This is a genomic window from Bacteroidota bacterium (genome assembly GCA_018698135.1).
Lineage (GTDB): Bacteria > Bacteroidota > Bacteroidia > CAILMK01 > JAAYUY01 > JABINZ01.
Map to the genome: position 1 here is coordinate 1 of JABINZ010000248.1, position 19,891 is coordinate 19,891.

A 19,891-nucleotide genomic window follows, 5' to 3' on the forward strand; every position below is an offset into this window, starting at 1 on the left:
ACTTATAAGTCAGCATCGGGTATTGTATTATTTGTATCTGTAATCATTGCCATCATTTGGGCAAACTCTACATTTAGAGAGAGTTATCATGCTATTTTTCATAAGTATATTGTTCTTCAATTTGGATCAGCCACATTTAAACAAAGTCTGTTGCACTTTATTAATGATGGGCTTATGGCTGTATTTTTCTTCATGATTGGGTTGGAAATTAAGCGGGAAATGATCAGTGGAGATTTGTCATCTCCAAGAAAAGCGGCTTTACCTATAGCGGCTGCTATTGGAGGAATGATATTGCCTGCTGTTATTTATGCAATAATCAATCGAAATTCTGGAGCTCCTGAAGGTTGGGGAGTACCAATGGCAACTGATATTGCATTTTCATTAGGAGTTTTATCACTTTTAGGAAAAAAAGTTCCTATTGCCCTAAAGATATTTTTAACTGCTTTGGCAATTGTGGATGACCTTGGAGCTGTTTTGGTCATCGCTTTCTTTTATACATCAGAAATTTCATTCAGTAATCTTTTAGTGGGTGCGGTAATTCTAACTTTTCTGGCACTGTATAATATATTTGGTGGACGTAAAACAACTGTTTATGCAATAGTGGGTATCGGAGGACTTTGGTTAGCATTTATGCTTTCAGGAGTTCATGCAACTATTGCTGGTGTTTTGGCCGCATTTACAATTCCTGCCCGAAGTAAAATCGATAAAAATACTTTTGTCAATGTATTATGTCAACTTACGGACAGATTCCGCATTTCAACGGACAATGATAGCAGACTTGCAACAAATGAACAGCAACACATTATTGAGGAGATAAAGCAAGTAAGTTATGATGTTGAAACCCCATTGCAGAAATTAGAGCATGCAATTTCTCCTTTAGTAGCATTTTTAATACTGCCCATATTTGCAATTGCAAATGCCGGAATAGAAATAGAATCGGACTTTCTACAAATGTTAATTCACCCTGTTAGTTTGGGCATTGCACTAGGTTTAATCATAGGAAAATTTTCCGGGGTATTTTTATTTAGCAAGCTTGCTGTCAGACTTAAAATAGCAGAATTACCTGAAGGATTAACATGGAAACATATAGCTGGAATTGGCTTTTTCGCTGGTATTGGATTTACCATGTCCTTGTTTATAACCGATTTGGCTTTTGAAAATGAAGAGTATATTGCTATTGCAAAAGCATCAATAATTGTGGCATCTGTACTTTCAGGACTAATTGGATTTGTAATTTTAAACTCAATTAAGGCTAAAGCATAGGCTTTTAGTGAAGCTTATCCTCTTTATTTAAGCGAGTCTATTCTCGCTATTTAGAATTATTCAAAATAAAGTAGGCATATTCAAAATTTGTTAACTACATTTGTTGTTGTAAACAAATATTGTTTTAAATGAATATGAGTGGATATGGAAAATATAGTGACAATCACCGCAAAATGGTGGTTCATATATTACACACTGCCAGTTGGTTGGATACAAAAATTTCTGCTTTGCTAAAAAACTATGGAATAACCCATGTTCAGTTTAATATTTTAAAGGTTTTAGAAGCCTCACATCCTGAGCCACAGTCAGTCGGAAAAGTTAAAGAAGGAATATTGTTTTCCAATTCTGATATGACGCGCCTGATGGATAGATTGGTCACTAAAAATTTAGTAGTCAGAAATATTTGTTCAGAAAATCGCAGGCGAATTGATGTTGAAATTACAAAAGAGGGTCTTGACTTATTGAATGAAATTAATCCTGGATTATCAGCAATTCTGGAAAATTATTATGCTGATAAAGTAACACAAGAAGAAGCTCTGTGGATATCGAATAAACTCAAGGAAATAAGAAAGTAAATATAAAAGAAAACCTAAATAAGTAACAATAACTAAACAATTTTAATACTATGAAAACAAAACATTTAACATTTGTACTTGCTATAGCTATTGCATTTGTAGTGGCATCTTGCAACAATAAAACAGACGAAGCAACTCACAATCATGAAGATGGTACAAGTCACGAAGGTCATGATCATGCAACAGCAGTTGAAGCTATTTCCTATGCAATTAGTCTTGAAAATTCGAAAGCAAGTTGGAGTGGAAATATGATTGGTGTATACTCACATGAAGGAGATCTTTTATTTTCAGAAGGTGAACTTTCCTTGGCGGATGGAAAAGTAACTGCTGGTTCATTTACAGTTGATATGACTACTATGATTACCACAGATGCTGATGCACTTTACAAAATGGCTTCCAGAGAAGATCTTATTGGTCATTTATCAAATGATGATTTCTTTTCTGTAGCTACTTACCCAACTGCATCTTTTGTTGTGAAATCACATGAAGGCAGTAATATTGTTGGTGATTTAACAATCAAAGGAGTAACAAACGAAGAAACTTTGACTGATGTGGTTATAACAGAAAATGAAGGAACAATTAGTGCCTCAGGAAATCTGGTATTTGACCGTCAGGTGTACAATGTTTCTTACAAGCATACCATGAGTGATATGGTACTTTCAGATGACATTAAGCTATCAATAGTTGTTGAAGCTAAATAAACAACAGCATTAAATTTTAATTGAAGGGATGGTATTAATTTATCATCCCTTTTTTTATTTTTTTAATAAATGTACCAGCGAAAACCATCCCTTTTCATCGGTAAAAATATTGCTTACTTCAAGTTCGGTTTTTTCGGCCAAGTGATTTATGTATGTTTTTGAAAACTTATGTGAGTTCTCAGTATGGATCATTTCTTCTTTTTTCAAACCAATCGTTTGATCTGAAAAAGGGCTCTTGATTTCCATATCATTCAAGGCTTTTAAATGCATTTCAATACGTTCTTTGTCCTTATTGTAAAAAGCAATATGTTCAAAGTCATCAATGTTAATGTCTGATTCAATTAGTTGATTTACTGCATTTAATATGTTTAGGTTAAAAGCTGCTGTTACCTCTTTGTTGTCGTTATAAGCAGCCTCTAGAATATGTATATCCTTTACCATATCTAAACCCAAAAATAATTCATCACCTACTCTCATGAAGTTATAAAGTGACTGTAAAAATTGTATTGACTGTTCTCGTGTAAAATTACCCAAGGTGCTTCCAAAAAAACAAAATATCCTTTCACCTCCTTCTGGAAGAAAATCCAATTGATGCATAAAATCAGCTACAAGTCCATTTACTTTTAGCATAGGATATTGTTTTAGCAAGCATTTCACAGATTCTTCAATTGCACTTTGGCTAACATCTACAGGATAATATGTGATGTTCTCTAATTTGGCCTCAGCAATACGACTTAGAAATAATGAAATCTTGGAACAATCTCCACTTCCGAGTTCAATAATAGATTTGTTTGAATACTCCTTAAATACACTAGAATCAATATTTTTTAGAATAGATTTCTCTGTTCGCGTAGGATAATACTCCTCTAGTTTTGTTATTTCTTCAAAAAGCGATGAACCTTTCTCATCATAAAAAAACTTGCTTGAAATATATTTTTGATCAGCCTGTAATCCTGTTAAGATTTCTTTACGGATGTCTTCCAAACCTATTTGAGGCAGGAAATTGCTTATCGTTATCGTGTTAGATGTTATTGTTTTTTCTTCACTAAAATTCATCATTCGAGCTATTTGGGTTCCCCTGTTTCATATGGATTATTTGGGTCGTTACTCCATTCAAACCAACCACCGTCAAAAACAGAAACTCTCGGCCAGCCCATGAGCCAAGCATTATAAAAGGCTTCACTACCTCGCCAACCTGTTCCACAATAAAAAGCCAAATGCTTGTCAGGCTTAATATTTACTTCATTCCAAATTTCTTCTATTTCATGAAACTCTCTCATGGTGTGATCGAGATTTCGGTAGTTTTCCATATGGTAAGCATCCGACCCACAATTGCCAAAAACAGTTCCCGGTATTCTCCCTTTTTTCTCGATATAATTATAACCACTTACTTCTCCAATATATTCAGGCCAGCTCCTTACACAAACAATATCTCCATCACTGGATGCAATTAATTCTTTTGCTTCAGGAACATCCACTGCAAGTTCTGGTTTTGCAGGAATGGTGATTCCAAAATCACTTTTTGCTTTTGGTAAAGTAATTTCTGTAGTAATGGCATAACCTTTATCTTCCCACGATTGTAATCCTCCATTTAATACTCGGACATCCTTTACACCAGCATACATCATAATAAATGCACACCTGATTGCACCTAGATGTCCGGCACTACTGCCTGGGAACGGATCTTCATTTTTGGGATAAGAAAAGCGTCCGTATAACACAACTGTTGTGTCAGCATTTATCCCATGCTTTTCTAATGCTGATTTCAATTCCTCAGGTGATCTTCTGTTCCATGTTTCTGGCGACTCCAGCGCTAATGTGTCCAGAGAAATGGCACCGGGAATATGACCTTTCATATAATCGTCATGATTGCGATAATGTGCATGACAAATGACAAAGTCATTGTTTTTAAAATTTAATGGTTTTTTCCCTTCACTTAGTGATTTAACCCATTCAGGATAAACCAGTTGTTTGTATTTTTTTAATTTATCCATGGGTAAATCAGTATTGGCACACCATTCATGAACAAATTGATTATAGATACTTATGTCAGGGTATTTCGCATGCTGAAACAAAGTGGCCACCTTTTGGGATTCTTCAGCTGTATAACCATAAAGAATTATTTTATGTTCAGGAAGTATTCCTTTGGCTCTGACTATTTCAATCCAATCGAAATATTTAGTCCATTTTATTGACAGACTTTTCGCTCCTTTAATATGTCCACCTCTTTCTTCATTTTCCAAACACCAGCCATTGTATGCATCAACTGATCTTACATCAATAATTCGATATTCCTTCTGATCAATTTTGCTAAATAATTCTTCTGTGTTTACTTCATTTATTTTAGAACTCATATTTCTTAATTTGTAATTTCAACTCCTTTCCAAAAAGCAACATGGTTTTTGATTTCTATTGCCTTGTTAAATGGATTTGGATAATACCAGGCTGCATCTGTGTTCACTTTATGATCAACTTCAATGCTGTAATAGGAAGCTGTTCCTTTCCAAGGGCAAACAGTATGTGTATCACTTTGTTTAAAATATTCCTGATTAACTGACTTTACTGGGAAATAGTGATTGTTCTCAACCACAACAGTATCATTGCTTTGGGCAAGTATTTTGCCATTCCATATTGCTTTCATTAAAATTATTTTGTTAGGTTGGCTTAAAATATATCGCACACTATTTCTCAATTTCTTCAGTAATTTTATTACTGATTTCATTCTTTTTCAAATTGCTTAGTGTGAAATGAAAATGAGACGAGTTAGTTTGGTCTTTTTCAATATACTTATAAAGTTCAAGTTTTTGAGAAATCAATTCAATTTGCTTTTCGTATCTCCTGCACAAATAGCAGGTCATTAAATGTAATTTCAAATTAAACTTTTCTTTCATACTTAGCTTGGAATCCTGCTTTTTAGAAATTAGTTTTGTTGCACCATGGCAACTCAACATCATTCTAGCCATCATTCCAAGTATTTTCTGTTTCATATGTCTATAATTGTTTTAAAAGGTCATATGGAACTTGCATAGAGTCATTTCCTTGTGCCAGCACACCGAAGTGTTTCGGCACACAAGTGTGTGTGTAGACTTTTACTCATGCTCGTTTCATATTTTTAATCTTCCCAATTTTTATCCATGCAGACTCTTAATTGCAAACGGGCTCTGTGCATGATCACCCATAAATTAGACGCACTAATATTTAAATGCTTACAAACTTTTTCACTTTCTAAATCTTCCAAAAATTTTAAACTAAAAGCCGAAGACCATTTAACAGGCAGTAGCGATAAACACAAATGAAGAACAGCATAAAATTCTTCAGACTCCATTTTGCTGAGTGCGGATAAATGCCAATTCCCAGGGCCTTGGCCATCTTTCCAATGTCCTTTAAAAGCACCTTCAGAAATAAAAGGAGAATCATCTTGATCTGTTTCCAATTCAAAATCGTAATCCGATAATTCAGGATTATTTGCTTTTTTACGATAAAAATCTATGATTTTATTTTTAAGAATGGATACAAGCCAAGTGCGCTCGCTGCTTTTACCTTTGAAGTTATTTCTTGCTTTATAAGCTGAAAGAAAAGTTTCCTGAACAATATCTTCGGCAGTTTCCTGATTGTAAATACGTCCACTAGCATAGTTAAATAGAAAATCACCATGATTTTCTACCCATGTATTTGGACTTAATGTATTTAAGGAAGACATATTCATTTAAGTGTGTTCGACATTGCATAAAACAGTCGTTTAACAAATTTACAAAAAAATATTTCCGTACTGATTTGCATGAACCAGTATTGTTTCTAATAATTCCGTATTTTTAAAATTGTTTATTTGCCTAACTAATCTATTAAAATGCCTACTTACGAGCAGATATTTGAGAATAATAAAAAATGGGTGGCTGAGAAGATAGCTACTAATAAAGATTTTTTTGAAAATTTATCAAAAGGGCAGGATCCTGATTATTTATATATCGGTTGTAGCGACAGCCGTGTGACTGCAGAAGATTTAATGGGTATGCAGGCAGGAGATGTGTTTGTTCATCGAAACATTGCCAATATAATTAGCAATACCGATCTCAATGTGATGAGTGTAATAAATTATGGTGTTCTTCAACTAAATGTAAAGCACATCATTGTCTGTGGTCATTATTATTGTGGAGGAGTTAAGGCTGCCATGCAAGCTAAAGATTTTGGTATTTTAAACCCCTGGCTTCGAAACATCCGAGATGTATATCGTTTACATAAAGATGAATTGAATTTAATTTCTGATGAAGAACAAAAATACAATCGCCTTGTTGAGCTCAATGTGGAAGAGCAGTGCTTGAATGTTATTAAAACAGCTGTTGTACAAAGGGGATACATAAACTCAGGTTATCCAATTGTACATGGATGGGTATTTGACGTTAGGACAGGCGAGTTAATCGATTTGAAGATTAACTTTACTGATAAGCTAAAGGGTATACAGGAGATTTATAATCTGGGCATTCAAGAGGAAAATAGTTAAACGAACCTATTTACATTTGTGCATTTTGCATGAAATATATTTATTTGCAAAGGGTTGATCAAATGTTGTAAGTTTGATGTAAACCTAACTTTAGCAATTCTTTCTATCAATCGGAAATGATATATTGGTAGATTAATTTGCCAGATAAAACACACCTATGCTACGATTTGTATTTAATGAGTTTGACCCAACAAAACTCTCAACTCTATCCGCAGAAGAAGACAAGAAAAAAACGCTGAATTTAATATTATACATTACTGCAGGCATTGGTATGATTTCAGTTGTTTTATCCATCTTTGAATATATGCAGTATGGATTTAAGATTTCCAGTTTTTTATTTTTAGTATTGTTTTCTCCCATCTTAGTTGCCTTTATCTTTAAATCAAAACTTGAAATAAATACCATTTCCAGTCTAATCATCGGAAGTGCTTATTTAATAGGTGTGTATGTTATGAAAAATGAAGGGTTTTTTGGCGCTTCACTGCTAATTTTTATTGCCATTTCAGTTTATACTACATTGCTACTGGGTATAAAAGAAGGAATTTTAGTGGTGTTTTTATCTGTACTCTCTATATTTCTTGCTGCATTACTTTTCGTAAACGAAAATTTGGACGTTCAGACTGTAATTTTGACTAGTTACAAAAACTATATTTCCTGGCTTAACATGACAGTAACCTTTATTATGTTAGCTCTTGTGCTCAATGTATCTATATACAGAATTCAACGAAAATTAGTTAATTCGTTTAAATATTCTGAATTAAAAGCCATTGAATTGAGTAAAACAAATGAAGAACTTAATAATTTGAAAAATGAATTAGAAAGCAAGGTGTTAGAAAGGACAAATGAAATAAAAACAAATAATGAGGCACTTGTGAAGTCTAACAGTGATTTAAAAATAGTTAATGATGAACTGGAAAGGCTTAATAGATTATTTGTTGGTCGGGAGTTTCGGATAAAAGAGTTACGGGATAAGGTGAAAGAACTCGAAGAGCATCAAAAGATCATCTAAAAGGCACAGTAAAATCTTTAAATCGACAACTATCCATATTGTTCAAAGAGGCACAATCCAAGTCTAGGCAATGAGTTACTAAAAACTATAATCTTATTAAATCGGAAATTAATCCCCCATACTCCTAAGGTTATAATCTTGAATTTTTAATAATTATGATTTCCTGATTCGTTTAGGAATAATTCAATAATTAGGGGAATCACATAGTGTTAGAACAGAAATGAGGAAATTCCAAATTACCATTAAACTTTTCTTTTGTAATTATCAGCATGTTATTATTAGGATGATCTGAAATATGGATGTAATTTTTTGCATATTATTGTACAGCAAATAATCAAACAATAATCTAATTTTTTCGATTTTTTTTATAATTGAATTTCAATGTAATGACAGATTATACTAATTATTCAAAAAAACAACTAATTGACAAAATCAATTTACTCGAGGAATCACTTCATGTTAATAGCAATTATGAACAAAATGTACTATCAAAAAGTGTTATTCAAAATTCAGTTGAAGGGATTTCAATAGCGAATGAACAAGGTATTATTATTGAGTGGAATATTCAACTTGAAATCATAACTGGAATATTAGCCAGTGATGTTATTGGAAAGTATATTTGGGAAATTCAGTTACAAATGGAACCTGTTCGTCTTAGAACTAATGAACGATTAATCCAATATGAAAAGTCAATAAAGGAATTCCTTAAAACTGGCGAATCTGTATTAGCTAGAAAAGCACTTGAAAGAGAGTATACTAAACCAAATGGACAAAATATAGTTATTCAAGGCATTATTAATCCGGTTAAAACTGAAAAAGGCTATATTTTAGTCAGTACTTCAGAGGATATTACGATAAGAAAGAAAACACAAGAAGCATTAGAAATCAGTGAGAAAAAATCAAAATCTCTGATGCAACAATCACCATTTGTTGTGGAACTATATGATATTAATGGCTTACAAATAGAAGTAAATAAGGCTTATGAAGACCTTTGGGAGTTTCCTGCTGAAACAACTGTGAATAAATTCAATGTTTTGTTGAGTAAAGAAGTTGAAGATACAGGCCTTATGAAATATGTTAAAAGAGCATATGCAGGAGAGGCTGTTGAAGTTCCTGAGTATGAATTTAATCCAACAGGCGAAACAGAATCTAAAGGATTTGGTAGAGTTAGGTGGTTAAACACTCGTATCTACCCTATAAAGGATAATCAAAACAATGTTACAAATATTGTCATCGTTCATCAGGATGTTACAGAGCGAAATGAAGCTGAACAATTATTGAAGCAGAGTGAAGAAAAATTCAGGAGCATTTTTGAATCGAATATCGTTGGTGTAATATTTTGGAATGCAGAAGGTGAAATTTCAGATGCCAATGAACTATTTTTAGGTTTGATGGGTTATACAAAGAAAGAGCTATTGAATAAAGAGATCCGATGGAAGGATATGACACCACCAGAATATGCTCAATATGATAAAGAAATGTTAATTGAGCTCTCAGAAAAAGGATTTGTTACTCCTTTTGAAAAAGAGTATTATCACAAAGATGGTCATCGAATACCAATTATTATCGGAGCTGCTACATTAACCAGCATGGAAAATAGTGGAGTTGCTTTTATTTTGGATATATCTAAACGAAAGAAATCTGAAGAAGAGATTATCCGATACCGAGATCATCTTGAAGAAATGGTTAGAGATCGCACAAAAGAGCTTGAAGATAAGAATGCTGATCTGGAAAGGTTTAATGAGCTTTTTGTTAACCGAGAATTCAGAATAAAAGAATTGAGGGATAAGGTGAAAGAACTTGAAGCAGGCTTGTAGAAATGATTTTGACTACTTTTTAGTTTCAAACTTCTCTTTTATATATTTTTCTATCTTGCTTTGCTGGGTTTTGTCGATAGCATAGACAGTTACTTCAATTTCTAAGTTATTGTCTGTATGTTTTATAAGCTGAACTACAGGTTTTTTAATGGCTGAAGACCAGGGTAAATTCAGTATACTGTTTTTTATCTTAGCAATAATTTCAGATGACTCCACTTTGTCTGCACAATTTAATAAAAAAGTATATCCACTTTGCTTTGAAATGCTTTCCGATTTTATTTGTGCCGATTCAAGTAACTTTCCATAGGGCAGGAAAATAGTTTTTCCTTCTTTGTTTTCCAGTTCAATTGTAAAGCTCCTGAATTTTTTGATTATACCCGAATAGTTTTCCGACTGAATCATATCTCCTTCTGTAAATCTGGATGAACTTCTGAAAATTACTCCTGCTATGGTGTCTTTAATCCAATAACGAGACAACCAAAACAATAAAATCAGAACGATTGCAAGAACAATATAAATAAATATATTGCCTGCTTCTTTTATTGACCAAACAAAGCCTGAAAAAAATACTATCCAGGTTATCGTTTCGGTGATAAGGAGGGTGGCGTCTATGTGCTGTTTGTTTTTGGTCTTGAATAAATATTTAAAAATAAACCTAAGCCCCCTAAAAGCAACAAACAAAATACTTCCCCACAGGAGAATGCGAAGAAAAAGGTTCGAAAACTGGAGTTCAGTAATTTCCATAAATCTATATTTATTTATCTTAATTCTTTTTCAAAAAGCACCTTGTTAATAAAAGGATGAAGATAGGGATCAATTTCATAAACATGACCAGTGTACTCTTTTACAAGACCCGATCTTTTCAGGAATAAAATGTCTTCATCCACTTTGTCCTTGCTATCATGAGTCAATCGAACAAGTTTCTCGATTGAAACACGGTTATGCAACACCATTAAGGTTAAATAAACTTTTTGTTGTGCATTCAGATTATTCAAGGCAAATGAATCAGGTGAAAGGGGTGTTTTAATTAAAATCTTGTTTTCTTTCACATCTACAATATTTGCAATCCAGGCCAAAAGTGCGATACCAATATTTCCATTCGAATAGTTGAAATAACGTGCAAAAAGTCTGGCCAGTTTTGTATTGTTCAACTTAGTATTTGGGGCATTCGCCATGGCTATATCTAAACCACTTGAATTGTGCCGGAACATGATTGATTGCTGTAAATTAATGGCATTAAATGCTTCAAGATCTACTATAGACAAAAAGCAACTGTCAAAGTCAACAAGCTGATTAATTACATGATAACTTTTGCCATTTGTACTGAGTATGAACAAACATTTATTACTGTATTGTTGTATGAGTTTTCTTATTGTTTGTATAACTGCAGTTCCATTATCAGTTTTCTCCCACCAAAGCTCAAGGTCGTCAATTATAATAACAGATTGAGCGGATATTCTGCCAAAAATGTCGTTGTATGAGCCTTGAATCATTGTGGCTTGTTCAAGTGCGGCATGAAATACTTTTGAGTCTGTAGATCCCGTTATTGGTGGGTTGATGTGAAAAATACTTTTGCCTTTTAAGCTGGAATTTGCTATATAGTTTGTCAAAAATGTTTTCCCTGATTTTCTAACTCCTCTTATAAGTATTGCTCCTGAATATACTTTATTATATCTTGAAACTGCTTTATCAATATCATTCAGTTCCTTGGTCCGATTATACCAAAATTCTCGCTGATAATTCTGTTTTTGTAAAAACAATTGTTTGTAGTAAAATGGAATTTTATTTAGCACATTTTCTTTGGGTGCAATTTGATCTTTCAATGATAGGAGGGAATCGGTTAAGGAGCTTGCCTCAATGTTCTGCTTGCTTAGTTTTCTTGCAAAAATGAGGGCATCACTTTGCCTGTACCATAAATTTGCTTTAAGAACTTGCCACGATTTTGATAATTTTATACTTTGGGATTTAATATATGACGATCGTGCAATCTTATCTTTTTTGCTCAGGTATGATTTATACTTTTCAGGATTGCTGAGTAGTTGATATATAGAAAGATCTTCAGCTGCAATTTTAAGTTGATTGTTAAGATGGTTTTGAACCTCTAGCAATTCGTTTTCCATCGTATTGCTTTCATTTTTAATAATTTTAAGCTGCTCTTTGGCGAAAATTAAGAAGCTTTCATTATCAGAAAAACTTTCACCTCCTTGTTCCAAAAAGGGGTCATACTCCTGTAAAGAATTTGAACCCAAGCTACCCATACTCACCAATCGTAATACATCTTTTATTTTATTGTTTGATACTTGCATTTTATCGGGTAGGTTTTTTGTATTTCGAAGCAATGGTTCAATTAGGTTTTGCTGTACATAAAAATCAACCAACTGATAGGTTGCCATACTCACAGTACGAAGCTCCTCATCCATAATATTAGCAGCTTCCTTTAAGGATTCCGTGGTAATAATTTCGGTACTTTCGGGCAACCTTCCAACAATTGCTTTGGCATTTTTGTAGGTATTATCTGTTATTTTATTCAATACCAACTGAAATTCTTCCTTATCGATAAAACCCAAATCTTCTTCTTTGAGTGTAAAGTCGATAGTTGAATCTGTTTGAACATCTTTTACAAATTTGGAAAGTTGTTTTAATACATGCGCCTGTTTTTTAACAATATGGTTTTCGGTGTATTGTTTAATTTCATCAACAGACCTTTGCAGTAAATTTGTTAGCCTGTTACGGATAACCATAAGCTTCAACTCAAGTATTGCCCCGTTATACATAAAGAAACGATTATTTGTCCATTGTGTTGGGGACGCAAGTATTTTTTTTCGGGTTGTTTTTACTGAACCATATTTCGATTTTTTGCTTTTCTCTGGTATATTTAAGGAGGTGGCATACTGTCCAACTACATTAACTTTCTCTGAAACATCATTGAATAGTTCAATCACCAACTTATTTTGAGCGCTGGCAATTAATTTATCAAGTTTGTCGAAATAGTTTTTTACTCCTGATTTAGAAGAATTAATTAATTCGATACTTGATTTTGGGTTATTGATGGCATCGAAAAAATTATTTATTATCGAGTTCAACTTTTGGAGTTCAATGATATAACTTAAATTGATATTGCCCATTTTATTAAGGGACGACTGTATGTTTTCCAACCCCTGCTGAGTGAACATTCGTTTTATTGCTTCTCTGAAATGAAGCGGATAACTAACTCCTTCTTCAATTTTTCTTCTACTGTGCAGCGATCTTTTAATACTTTTCTTTAATCGTGTGCTTTTATTATCGAATTTGGACTTCTCCAAATTCAGATCATTTGCTTTGAGCATTATTTTTTGTGGGAATTGCTGAGGTAGTTTATCGAATTCTTCAAGCAAATGATTCAAGCCATTTTCAAGTAGTTCCTTTTGTTCGACTTTTATTGTTTGTTGAAGTTCTTCGAGTAGTTTTTCTGATTTGAATATTTGATTTGTTTTTATGGAATGAATTTGCTTTTGTCTTTTTGCATAAGGGAGTTGCCAGAAATCAGGGGATTCAATTGTTGCTAATCCATCATTAAAGTTTTCGCGTAGCAAAATAGCCTTACTGATATTAAATTTTAATGCTGGTAGAATAAAATCCTTATTGAAACTCTCAAACATTTGTGTTAAATGGCTATTAAGTTTTAAGAGTTCGGTATCCAGACTTTCAATATTTGTTAATTCAATGTTTGTTTCTTGAGCCAATTCAATGTCTTTTGTATTAACCTTATCAGCCAAATAGGTCATTCTGCTGGTTTCTGACCCTAAACTGTGTTTTTTGAAATTAGATGAGGCTCTCATCATTAAAACAGTGCCTGCTTTATGTAGTAGTTTATTGGTTTGTTCAACAAATTCGGCTTCTTTTCCTTCCTCTATTAGGGGAATACCAAAAATTACCAGATCAGTTTTAAGCGATTCTTCCAATATTATACTGTGAAAGCTTTTTTGCTCAAATTGGTTATTTATAACTTTAATACTTGCAGTAAATCGGATACTATCAAGCAGTTTTTCGGCCCTGCTAATAATGCTTTGTCTTTGATCGTTTTTAGAGTTGATGATCATTAATCTGATTGTGGCATTGTGCCAATCATTGGATTGTAACATGAACTTTACCAATGTAAGCGCAAGGTTTCCCTGATTGCTTACATCCTTCCACCATATATCAATAGTTTTAAAGGAGCCAAAGCCCATTTTTTTATCATAATCAAGAAGCAAAACATTAAGATCGAGTTCGTAAAGCGTATTCAGCATTTTTACAAATCTTTCTGGATTATTGGTTTGTCGCCCCCATCCTAATAAAATGGTATTTGGTTCAAAACCAGAAAATCCATACACAGCTGAAATTGATTCAACACCTTCATAAATGTCTTTTACAGTTTTTTTGCGTGTAAATATTCCTTTGTCTGTCTCCCCTTCTGTTATAGATTGTTTAGATTTTGGAAACAACACTTGGGCTTTTTTGTTTTCAATGAGGTCAAAGTTTGACATTACACCATGTTTGCCAACGATACTCTTTCCGAAGTTCAATAAATGAGGGCGTTTTTTAGTTCCTCCACTGAACAATATGATATTTGGTTTCCAATTACGTTGCTCAATGTTACTTATATCCATTTTATGCAATGCAGTTCGCACCAAAGATGAATAAACACTTTGCCACACATCTCCAAAATCATTAGTAATTTGTTTTCTTTTTAGAAAAAAGTACAATAATGTAATAATTATAAGAGCAGCAAACATTGACATCATATCGAGCTTAAACATAACGCCAAAAGCAGCTATAAATCCAATGAGGCCAATATAACGATTGATTTTAAATGAAGGCCTAAAATCGGTGCTAGCCCAGCTTTCAAGAAAATAGGCAAAATTTATAAAACCATATGAGGCTAAATAAAACATGGTTACAATGCCTGCAATAACATTCAGTTCACCAATTAAAATACCTGCTTCGGCAATAAAAAAAACCAGGATAAGCGCGTTTCGAGGTTCATTACTGCTGCCATAACCTTTAGCAAAGATTTTAGGAAGAAGGCGATCAGATGAAATAGCTTGTAAAATGCGAGGTCCTCCTAAAATACCACCTAATGCTGAAGAAAGTGTAGCTCCCCAAATTCCAGCAATTACAAGAGGTGAAAACCAGGCAATTTTTAACAGAAAATTGTAGTCGTTAAGAAGCATATCTCGTTTTACAAAAAAAGCAAAACCGATAGCCAATCCAACATATATTACCAAGCCTGTACCTATGGAGGCTAAAGTTCCCATAGGTATAGATTTCTTTGAATCTTTTAAATCTCCTGACATTGCTACACCTGCTGTAAAGCCGGTGACCGCTGGAAAAAATATGGCAAAAATTAATTCTGGCGAAAGACCATCTCTAAAAGGTGTAAGAATTGGCTCAGCAGGAGCAGAATCTGTATTTATGACCAAACCAATAATGATGGATACCAAAGAAAGAGCAATTGCCCCTAAGATATAGAATTGAGCCTTTATGGCTAAAGATGTACTAATAAAAGCTATCAGCACAAGCAGCAAAATAGCAGCAGTACCAACAATTCGAAAACTATTGATGTCTTGCTGCAATCCTGTAAATTCACGAATAACATCAATACTTAAAAAACTTTCTGCAAAACCAATGAGGTATAAGGATATACTTAAAGCAGTACCAACAAACAGGGAAATACCAATGGCTCCTCCCATAGGAAGCCCCAGACTTCGTGATAAAATATAATAGATACCGCCTGTTTTTATCTTTTTATCGGTTGCTATTGATGAAATACTTAAACCTGTTGATATTGATATTACATGAGCCAGTAAAATAATAACTAAAGCAGTTAACAAACCAGACTGTCCTACTACCCATCCCAGCCTCATGTACATTATTACTCCTAAAATTGTAAGGACAGATGGAGTGTAAACTCCGGCAAAAGTTCCGAATTTAGTTGCTTTGCTCATATAGTCTGATCAATATGTATTATTAATTCGATAAATAACAGGCATGTAATTTAAGGATTTTAATCTCTTTGGCAAAAATTAAAAATTACTGAATGTATTATTATAATTATTGAAGATAGATCTAAAAGAGGAGGTTAAAACTAGTATATGTTTGAGAAAATTATAGAAACTTTGGATTTTAAATAAGAAACAAATAAGTTTGAAAAGTCTTAACCTTTGCAAAATATTATTATGAGCCAAAATGACAAATCTCATTGGGATAAAGTATATTCCCGAAATACCGATCAGGATGTAGGTTGGTATCAGGAAAAACCAAAAACATCTTTTGAGTTGATTCAAATTTATGCTGATCCTAAATCTGCCATCATTGATATTGGTGCTGGTAATTCAAATCTTGGAAATCTATTGATTCAAAATGGATATACTGATCTTGCCATTGTGGATATTTCATCCGAAGCAATTGAAAGAAGCAAATCGAAAATTAGCAAAGGAGTTGAGAGAATTCAATTTTTTGAATCGAATGTTTTGGCCTTGGACCTTGCCAAAAAATTTGGCATATGGCACGATAGAGCAGTTTTTCATTTTTTGTGGGATAAAGACGAAATTGACAACTATGTAAAAAAGCTTAATCAGCATATGGGGAACGAAGGCATTTTCATTTTGGGCGCTTTCTCTGAAAATGGACCTGAAAAATGTAGCGGGTTAAATGTAAATCATCAATCTGAAAAAAGCATTGTAAAAACCTTTGGGAAGTATTTTAACTTAATTGAAACCTTGAACGAAGACCATACTACACCGTCAGGAAAGATTCAAAATTACATATTTGCCGTCATGCAAAAAAAAGAAGCATAAATAATGCTTATAGGAATGAATGACTTCAATACATTAATTATTATACCTTTGCAGGGTTGATGAAACGATTACAAAAAATATCGGCTTACATTTTATTTTTACCAGTATTTTCCATATTGGTACACAATCTTGTTCCACATCATCATCACGAAAGCTGCATTTCTGAAACGCACGAGCTAATAGGAGAAGAACATCATCATACCAAACATACAGCAGTAACTGAAAGCCACCAACATACATGTGATATCCCTGATCATGGTTTAAATGTACACAAACATCAGACTGATAATGATCAGCATTGCCATTTAAGTGATATTTACAAAGTTGAAAAACAATATGTCGACATCAATTGTTTCGAAACATTCATCATTAAGCATACACATTCTGAGCAGGAATTAGTTTATCCCTCAGATTTTACTAGTGAATACAAACCCCCCAATGCGCTCCTCTTTTTTAATCGAGGACCTCCTATTGTTTAAATGTAGGATTATGATGCCCTGCATCAACAATTTATTCATTTAAACAATATTAACTCATGAAAAATATAAAATATAGTTTGATAGCAATTGTATTATTGTTATCTGCCTGCAATAACAACAAAATCGATTCAGAATCGGATCAACATCTACATGAAGAAGAAAGCATTTCATTCACAGAGTTTTCATTGCATTATGAAATGTTTGCGGAAATTGTAGCCCTGCAAAAAGGTAAAACTACTGAGGTATTAGCCCACTTTACAAAACTTGAAAATTACAAGCCTGTTATTAATGGAAGCTTGGATATCATCCTGGAAGTGGGTTCAAAAAAAACAAAAATAGCGATGTCGGAGCCAACTCGCGCAGGAATTTTTGTTTTCAAACTTCATCCACAAGCTTCAGGTCATGGGCATCTGAAATTTATCATAAATTCTGAAAGCTATACAGATACCCTATTGCTTCATTTGGATATTGCAAGCGATGAGAAAGAACAACATGCTGGTGATTGTGATCATACTCAGGAGGTTAATCAGAAAGAAAATGAAGGCATTACATTTTTAAAAGAACAAGCCTGGAAAACAGATTTTAATATCTATAAGAGTAGATTGCTTGAATTTTCAGAAGTTATTCCAGCTACTGGAGAAATTCAGGCTACATCTGTAAATGATTACCTGATTGTTGCCAAACACAGTGGGATAATCATTTTTGAAATGGATAATTTACTTCCGGGTATGGAATTAGATACAAATGATGATATATTAATTATTGGCTCAGAAGATATTATGCATGATAATTTTGAAACCAAATTTGCAAAAGTTAAACTTGAATTTGAAAAAGCAGAGAAAGACTATAACCGATCATCTAAACTTTATGCGGATAAGATAATAGCTGAAAAAGAATATCTGGAAATAGAAAAAGAGTATTTTCTTACTAAAAAAGATATGGATTTATTCAAAGCTCATTATAAGCCAGGTGGTCATCATATTCATTTAAAACAAAAAGGCTACTTAAAACGGCTGCTGGTTGAAGAAGGTGAGTATGTTGAGATTGGACAACCCATGTTGGAGATTACAAAATCAAATACTTTAATACTCAAAGCGGATGTTCAGCAAAAGTACATTGCTTCCTTGAGCAAGAATATGTCTGCAAATTTTAAAGTCAATTATTTTGAAAAGTATTTTGATATTGTCGATTATGAAGGTAAACTTTTATCCATAGGCCGATCTATTGAGAAAAATACCACCTTAGTTCCTGTTTATTTTGAGTTTACTAATCCGGATAATATACTACCAGGAAGCTTTGCCAGTGTTTATTTGAAAATTCCCAAGCAGGAAAAAAAGCTGATAGTACCAATTGAAGCTTTAATTGAAACACAAGGAAACTATGCATTAATTGTTCAGTTAGAAGGTGAGTTATATAGCAAAAGAGATGTTAAAATAGGCGCATCAGATGGACAAATGGTGGAAATTTTGGATGGTTTAAAAGCGGGAGAAGTAATAGTGACAACTGGTGCTTATCGAGTATATCTGGCCTCAATGGCTTCAGATTTACCAGCCCATGCCCATGTACACTAATCCGCTTCAGGAAAAATTTTCAAACCTTAAATTGATCCTAATTATATGTTAGATAAAATTATAAAATATGCGATCCATAACCGATTGATAATTTTGTTCTCAGCATTGCTGATACTGTTATCTGGTGGTTATGTTGCACGAGATATTGATATCGATATTTTTCCAGATCTAAATGCCCCTACAGTTGTTGTAATGACAGAAGCTAGTGGAATGGCTCCGGAAGAAGTAGAAAAACTAGTTACTTTTCCTATTGAAACAGCTGTAAATGGCGCTTCAGGAATCAGGCGAATTCGATCGTCATCCGCCATGGGTTACTCCATTGTTTGGGTAGAATTTAACTGGAAGGTAGATGTGTATGATGCGCGTCAAACTGTTACCGAAAAATTAATGGTAGCCAAAGAGCAAATGCCTATTGGTGTGGGTGAACCTGTTATTGCACCACAAGCATCTCTGTTGGGCGAAATAATGATATTGAGTATTAGTTCCGATACATTATCCTCAATGGATTTGAAATCATTTGCTGAGTGGAATATTCGTCCACGAATATTATCAGTTGGTGGAGTTGCACAAGTAACCGTTCATGGAGGAGATAGCAAAGAATATCAAATATTACCAGATCCTTCTAAGATGTTGTACTACCAAGTTAGTTTGGATGAAATTCTTTCAGCCAGTGAATCCATCAACATTAATGCAGCAGGTGGCTTTATTAACCAGTTTGGTAAAAAGTATACCATCAGGGGTTTATCACGAACAACAAATAGTGATGAATTGGGCTTGACTGTTGTTAAATTAAAGGATGGCAAACCCATTACCCTTGCTGATGTTGCAGAAGTTAAAATAGGAGGGAGTCCCAAAATTGGTACGGCCTCTTATTCAGGAGATCCTGCAGTTGCGGTAATTATTACAAAACAACCTGATGTTAATACGGTAAAAATTACTGAAAAACTAAATGATGAACTTGCAAAAATAGGCACAGAGTATAGTGTAGTAGATATTCATGAGCCGATTTATGAACAAGCTGGTTTTGTGGAAATCGCTGTTCGAAATGTCATGAAGGTGCTTTTAGAAGGTTCTGTTTTTGTATTTATAGTGCTTTTCTTGTTTTTGTTTAATATAAGAACAACCGTTATTTCCTTGATTACCATACCAATTTCTCTACT

At 33.5% G+C, this 19,891-nt stretch carries 16 protein-coding genes and 1 pseudogene; 10 read left to right on the forward strand and 7 right to left on the reverse strand.

Annotated features, from left to right (window positions below; genetic code table 11):
- The 3 genes from nhaA to HOG71_15350 form a co-directional block, all read left to right on the forward strand.
- The coding region (gene nhaA, locus HOG71_15340) for a Na+/H+ antiporter NhaA (protein MBT5992222.1) at window positions 1-1,263 on the forward strand (1,263 nt) is incomplete at its 5' end.
- A 128-nt stretch (window positions 1,264-1,391) separates the two neighbouring features.
- Window positions 1,392-1,838 carry a MarR family transcriptional regulator gene (locus tag HOG71_15345; protein MBT5992223.1) on the forward strand — a complete coding sequence of 149 codons (447 nt, stop codon included), beginning with the start codon at window positions 1,392-1,394 and terminating at the stop codon, window positions 1,836-1,838.
- Window positions 1,839-1,888: 50 nt separating this feature from the next.
- Window positions 1,889-2,539, forward strand: coding sequence for a YceI family protein (locus tag HOG71_15350; GenBank protein MBT5992224.1), 651 nt, complete (start codon window positions 1,889-1,891; stop codon window positions 2,537-2,539).
- A 54-nt stretch (window positions 2,540-2,593) separates the two neighbouring features.
- On the opposite strand, the gene egtD is transcribed toward HOG71_15350, so the two are convergent.
- From egtD to HOG71_15375, 5 genes and pseudogenes are all read right to left on the reverse strand, one after another.
- A complete protein-coding gene (gene egtD, locus HOG71_15355; GenBank protein ID MBT5992225.1) occupies window positions 2,594-3,595 on the reverse strand; it encodes an L-histidine N(alpha)-methyltransferase in 1,002 nt (333 codons plus the stop codon).
- Between the two features lie 8 nt (window positions 3,596-3,603).
- The gene (locus HOG71_15360) at window positions 3,604-4,893 is read right to left on the reverse strand and encodes a sulfurtransferase (protein ID MBT5992226.1); all 1,290 of its coding nucleotides are present in this window, start codon (window positions 4,891-4,893) and stop codon (window positions 3,604-3,606) included.
- A 5-nt stretch (window positions 4,894-4,898) separates the two neighbouring features.
- Window positions 4,899-5,180 (reverse strand): DUF427 domain-containing protein, encoded by a 282-nt coding sequence (locus HOG71_15365; GenBank protein MBT5992227.1) that lies wholly within the window; start codon window positions 5,178-5,180, stop codon window positions 4,899-4,901.
- 145 nt (window positions 5,181-5,325) lie between these two features.
- Window positions 5,326-5,490 (reverse strand): annotated as a pseudogene (locus tag HOG71_15370) (zf-HC2 domain-containing protein).
- Between the two features lie 161 nt (window positions 5,491-5,651).
- Window positions 5,652-6,245, reverse strand: a complete 594-nt coding sequence (locus tag HOG71_15375) for a sigma-70 family RNA polymerase sigma factor (protein ID MBT5992228.1) — start codon at window positions 6,243-6,245, stop codon at window positions 5,652-5,654.
- A gap of 141 nt (window positions 6,246-6,386) precedes the next feature.
- On the opposite strand from HOG71_15375, the gene HOG71_15380 reads away from it, so the two are divergent.
- From HOG71_15380 to HOG71_15390, 3 genes are all read left to right on the forward strand, one after another.
- On the forward strand, window positions 6,387-7,037 hold the full coding sequence (locus HOG71_15380) for a carbonic anhydrase (GenBank protein ID MBT5992229.1): 651 nt from the start codon (window positions 6,387-6,389) through the stop codon (window positions 7,035-7,037).
- Between the two features lie 157 nt (window positions 7,038-7,194).
- Entirely contained in the window at window positions 7,195-8,046 is an 852-nt protein-coding gene (locus HOG71_15385; protein MBT5992230.1) for a hypothetical protein, read from the forward strand.
- A gap of 386 nt (window positions 8,047-8,432) precedes the next feature.
- Entirely contained in the window at window positions 8,433-9,863 is a 1,431-nt protein-coding gene (locus tag HOG71_15390; protein MBT5992231.1) for a PAS domain S-box protein, read from the forward strand.
- Between the two features lie 12 nt (window positions 9,864-9,875).
- Here HOG71_15390 and HOG71_15395 read toward each other — a convergent pair whose 3' ends face one another.
- Window positions 9,876-10,607 (reverse strand): mechanosensitive ion channel, encoded by a 732-nt coding sequence (locus HOG71_15395; protein MBT5992232.1) that lies wholly within the window; start codon window positions 10,605-10,607, stop codon window positions 9,876-9,878.
- Between the two features lie 14 nt (window positions 10,608-10,621).
- Window positions 10,622-15,829: an amino acid permease gene (locus tag HOG71_15400; GenBank protein ID MBT5992233.1), complete on the reverse strand. Its 5,208-nt coding sequence runs from the start codon at window positions 15,827-15,829 to the stop codon at window positions 10,622-10,624.
- Window positions 15,830-16,060: 231 nt separating this feature from the next.
- Here HOG71_15400 and HOG71_15405 point away from each other — a divergent pair, with 231 nt between their 5' ends.
- The 4 genes from HOG71_15405 to HOG71_15420 form a co-directional block, all read left to right on the forward strand.
- Window positions 16,061-16,681 carry a methyltransferase domain-containing protein gene (locus HOG71_15405; protein MBT5992234.1) on the forward strand — a complete coding sequence of 207 codons (621 nt, stop codon included), beginning with the start codon at window positions 16,061-16,063 and terminating at the stop codon, window positions 16,679-16,681.
- Between the two features lie 59 nt (window positions 16,682-16,740).
- Entirely contained in the window at window positions 16,741-17,160 is a 420-nt protein-coding gene (locus HOG71_15410) for a hypothetical protein (protein MBT5992235.1), read from the forward strand.
- A gap of 56 nt (window positions 17,161-17,216) precedes the next feature.
- Window positions 17,217-18,731 carry an efflux RND transporter periplasmic adaptor subunit gene (locus HOG71_15415; GenBank protein MBT5992236.1) on the forward strand — a complete coding sequence of 505 codons (1,515 nt, stop codon included), beginning with the start codon at window positions 17,217-17,219 and terminating at the stop codon, window positions 18,729-18,731.
- Window positions 18,732-18,776: 45 nt separating this feature from the next.
- Window positions 18,777-19,891: efflux RND transporter permease subunit (locus HOG71_15420; protein ID MBT5992237.1), on the forward strand; the 1,115-nt coding region annotated here is incomplete at its 3' end.

Bases quoted from the DNA above. Each gene is read 5' to 3' on its own strand.
- HOG71_15375 (MBT5992228.1), bottom strand. From the start codon at position 6,245: ATGAATATGTCTTCCTTAAATACATTAAGTCCAAATACATGGGTAGAA.
- HOG71_15365 (MBT5992227.1), bottom strand. From the start codon at position 5,180: ATGAAAGCAATATGGAATGGCAAAATACTTGCCCAAAGCAATGATACT.
- HOG71_15345 (MBT5992223.1), top strand. From the start codon at position 1,392: ATGAATATGAGTGGATATGGAAAATATAGTGACAATCACCGCAAAATG.
- HOG71_15405 (MBT5992234.1), top strand. From the start codon at position 16,061: ATGAGCCAAAATGACAAATCTCATTGGGATAAAGTATATTCCCGAAAT.
- HOG71_15385 (MBT5992230.1), top strand. From the start codon at position 7,195: ATGCTACGATTTGTATTTAATGAGTTTGACCCAACAAAACTCTCAACT.
- HOG71_15400 (MBT5992233.1), bottom strand. From the start codon at position 15,829: ATGAGCAAAGCAACTAAATTCGGAACTTTTGCCGGAGTTTACACTCCA.
- HOG71_15390 (MBT5992231.1), top strand. From the start codon at position 8,433: ATGACAGATTATACTAATTATTCAAAAAAACAACTAATTGACAAAATC.
- egtD (MBT5992225.1), bottom strand. From the start codon at position 3,595: ATGAATTTTAGTGAAGAAAAAACAATAACATCTAACACGATAACGATA.
- HOG71_15350 (MBT5992224.1), top strand. From the start codon at position 1,889: ATGAAAACAAAACATTTAACATTTGTACTTGCTATAGCTATTGCATTT.
- HOG71_15415 (MBT5992236.1), top strand. From the start codon at position 17,217: ATGAAAAATATAAAATATAGTTTGATAGCAATTGTATTATTGTTATCT.
- HOG71_15380 (MBT5992229.1), top strand. From the start codon at position 6,387: ATGCCTACTTACGAGCAGATATTTGAGAATAATAAAAAATGGGTGGCT.
- HOG71_15360 (MBT5992226.1), bottom strand. From the start codon at position 4,893: ATGAGTTCTAAAATAAATGAAGTAAACACAGAAGAATTATTTAGCAAA.
- HOG71_15395 (MBT5992232.1), bottom strand. From the start codon at position 10,607: ATGGAAATTACTGAACTCCAGTTTTCGAACCTTTTTCTTCGCATTCTC.
- HOG71_15410 (MBT5992235.1), top strand. From the start codon at position 16,741: ATGAAACGATTACAAAAAATATCGGCTTACATTTTATTTTTACCAGTA.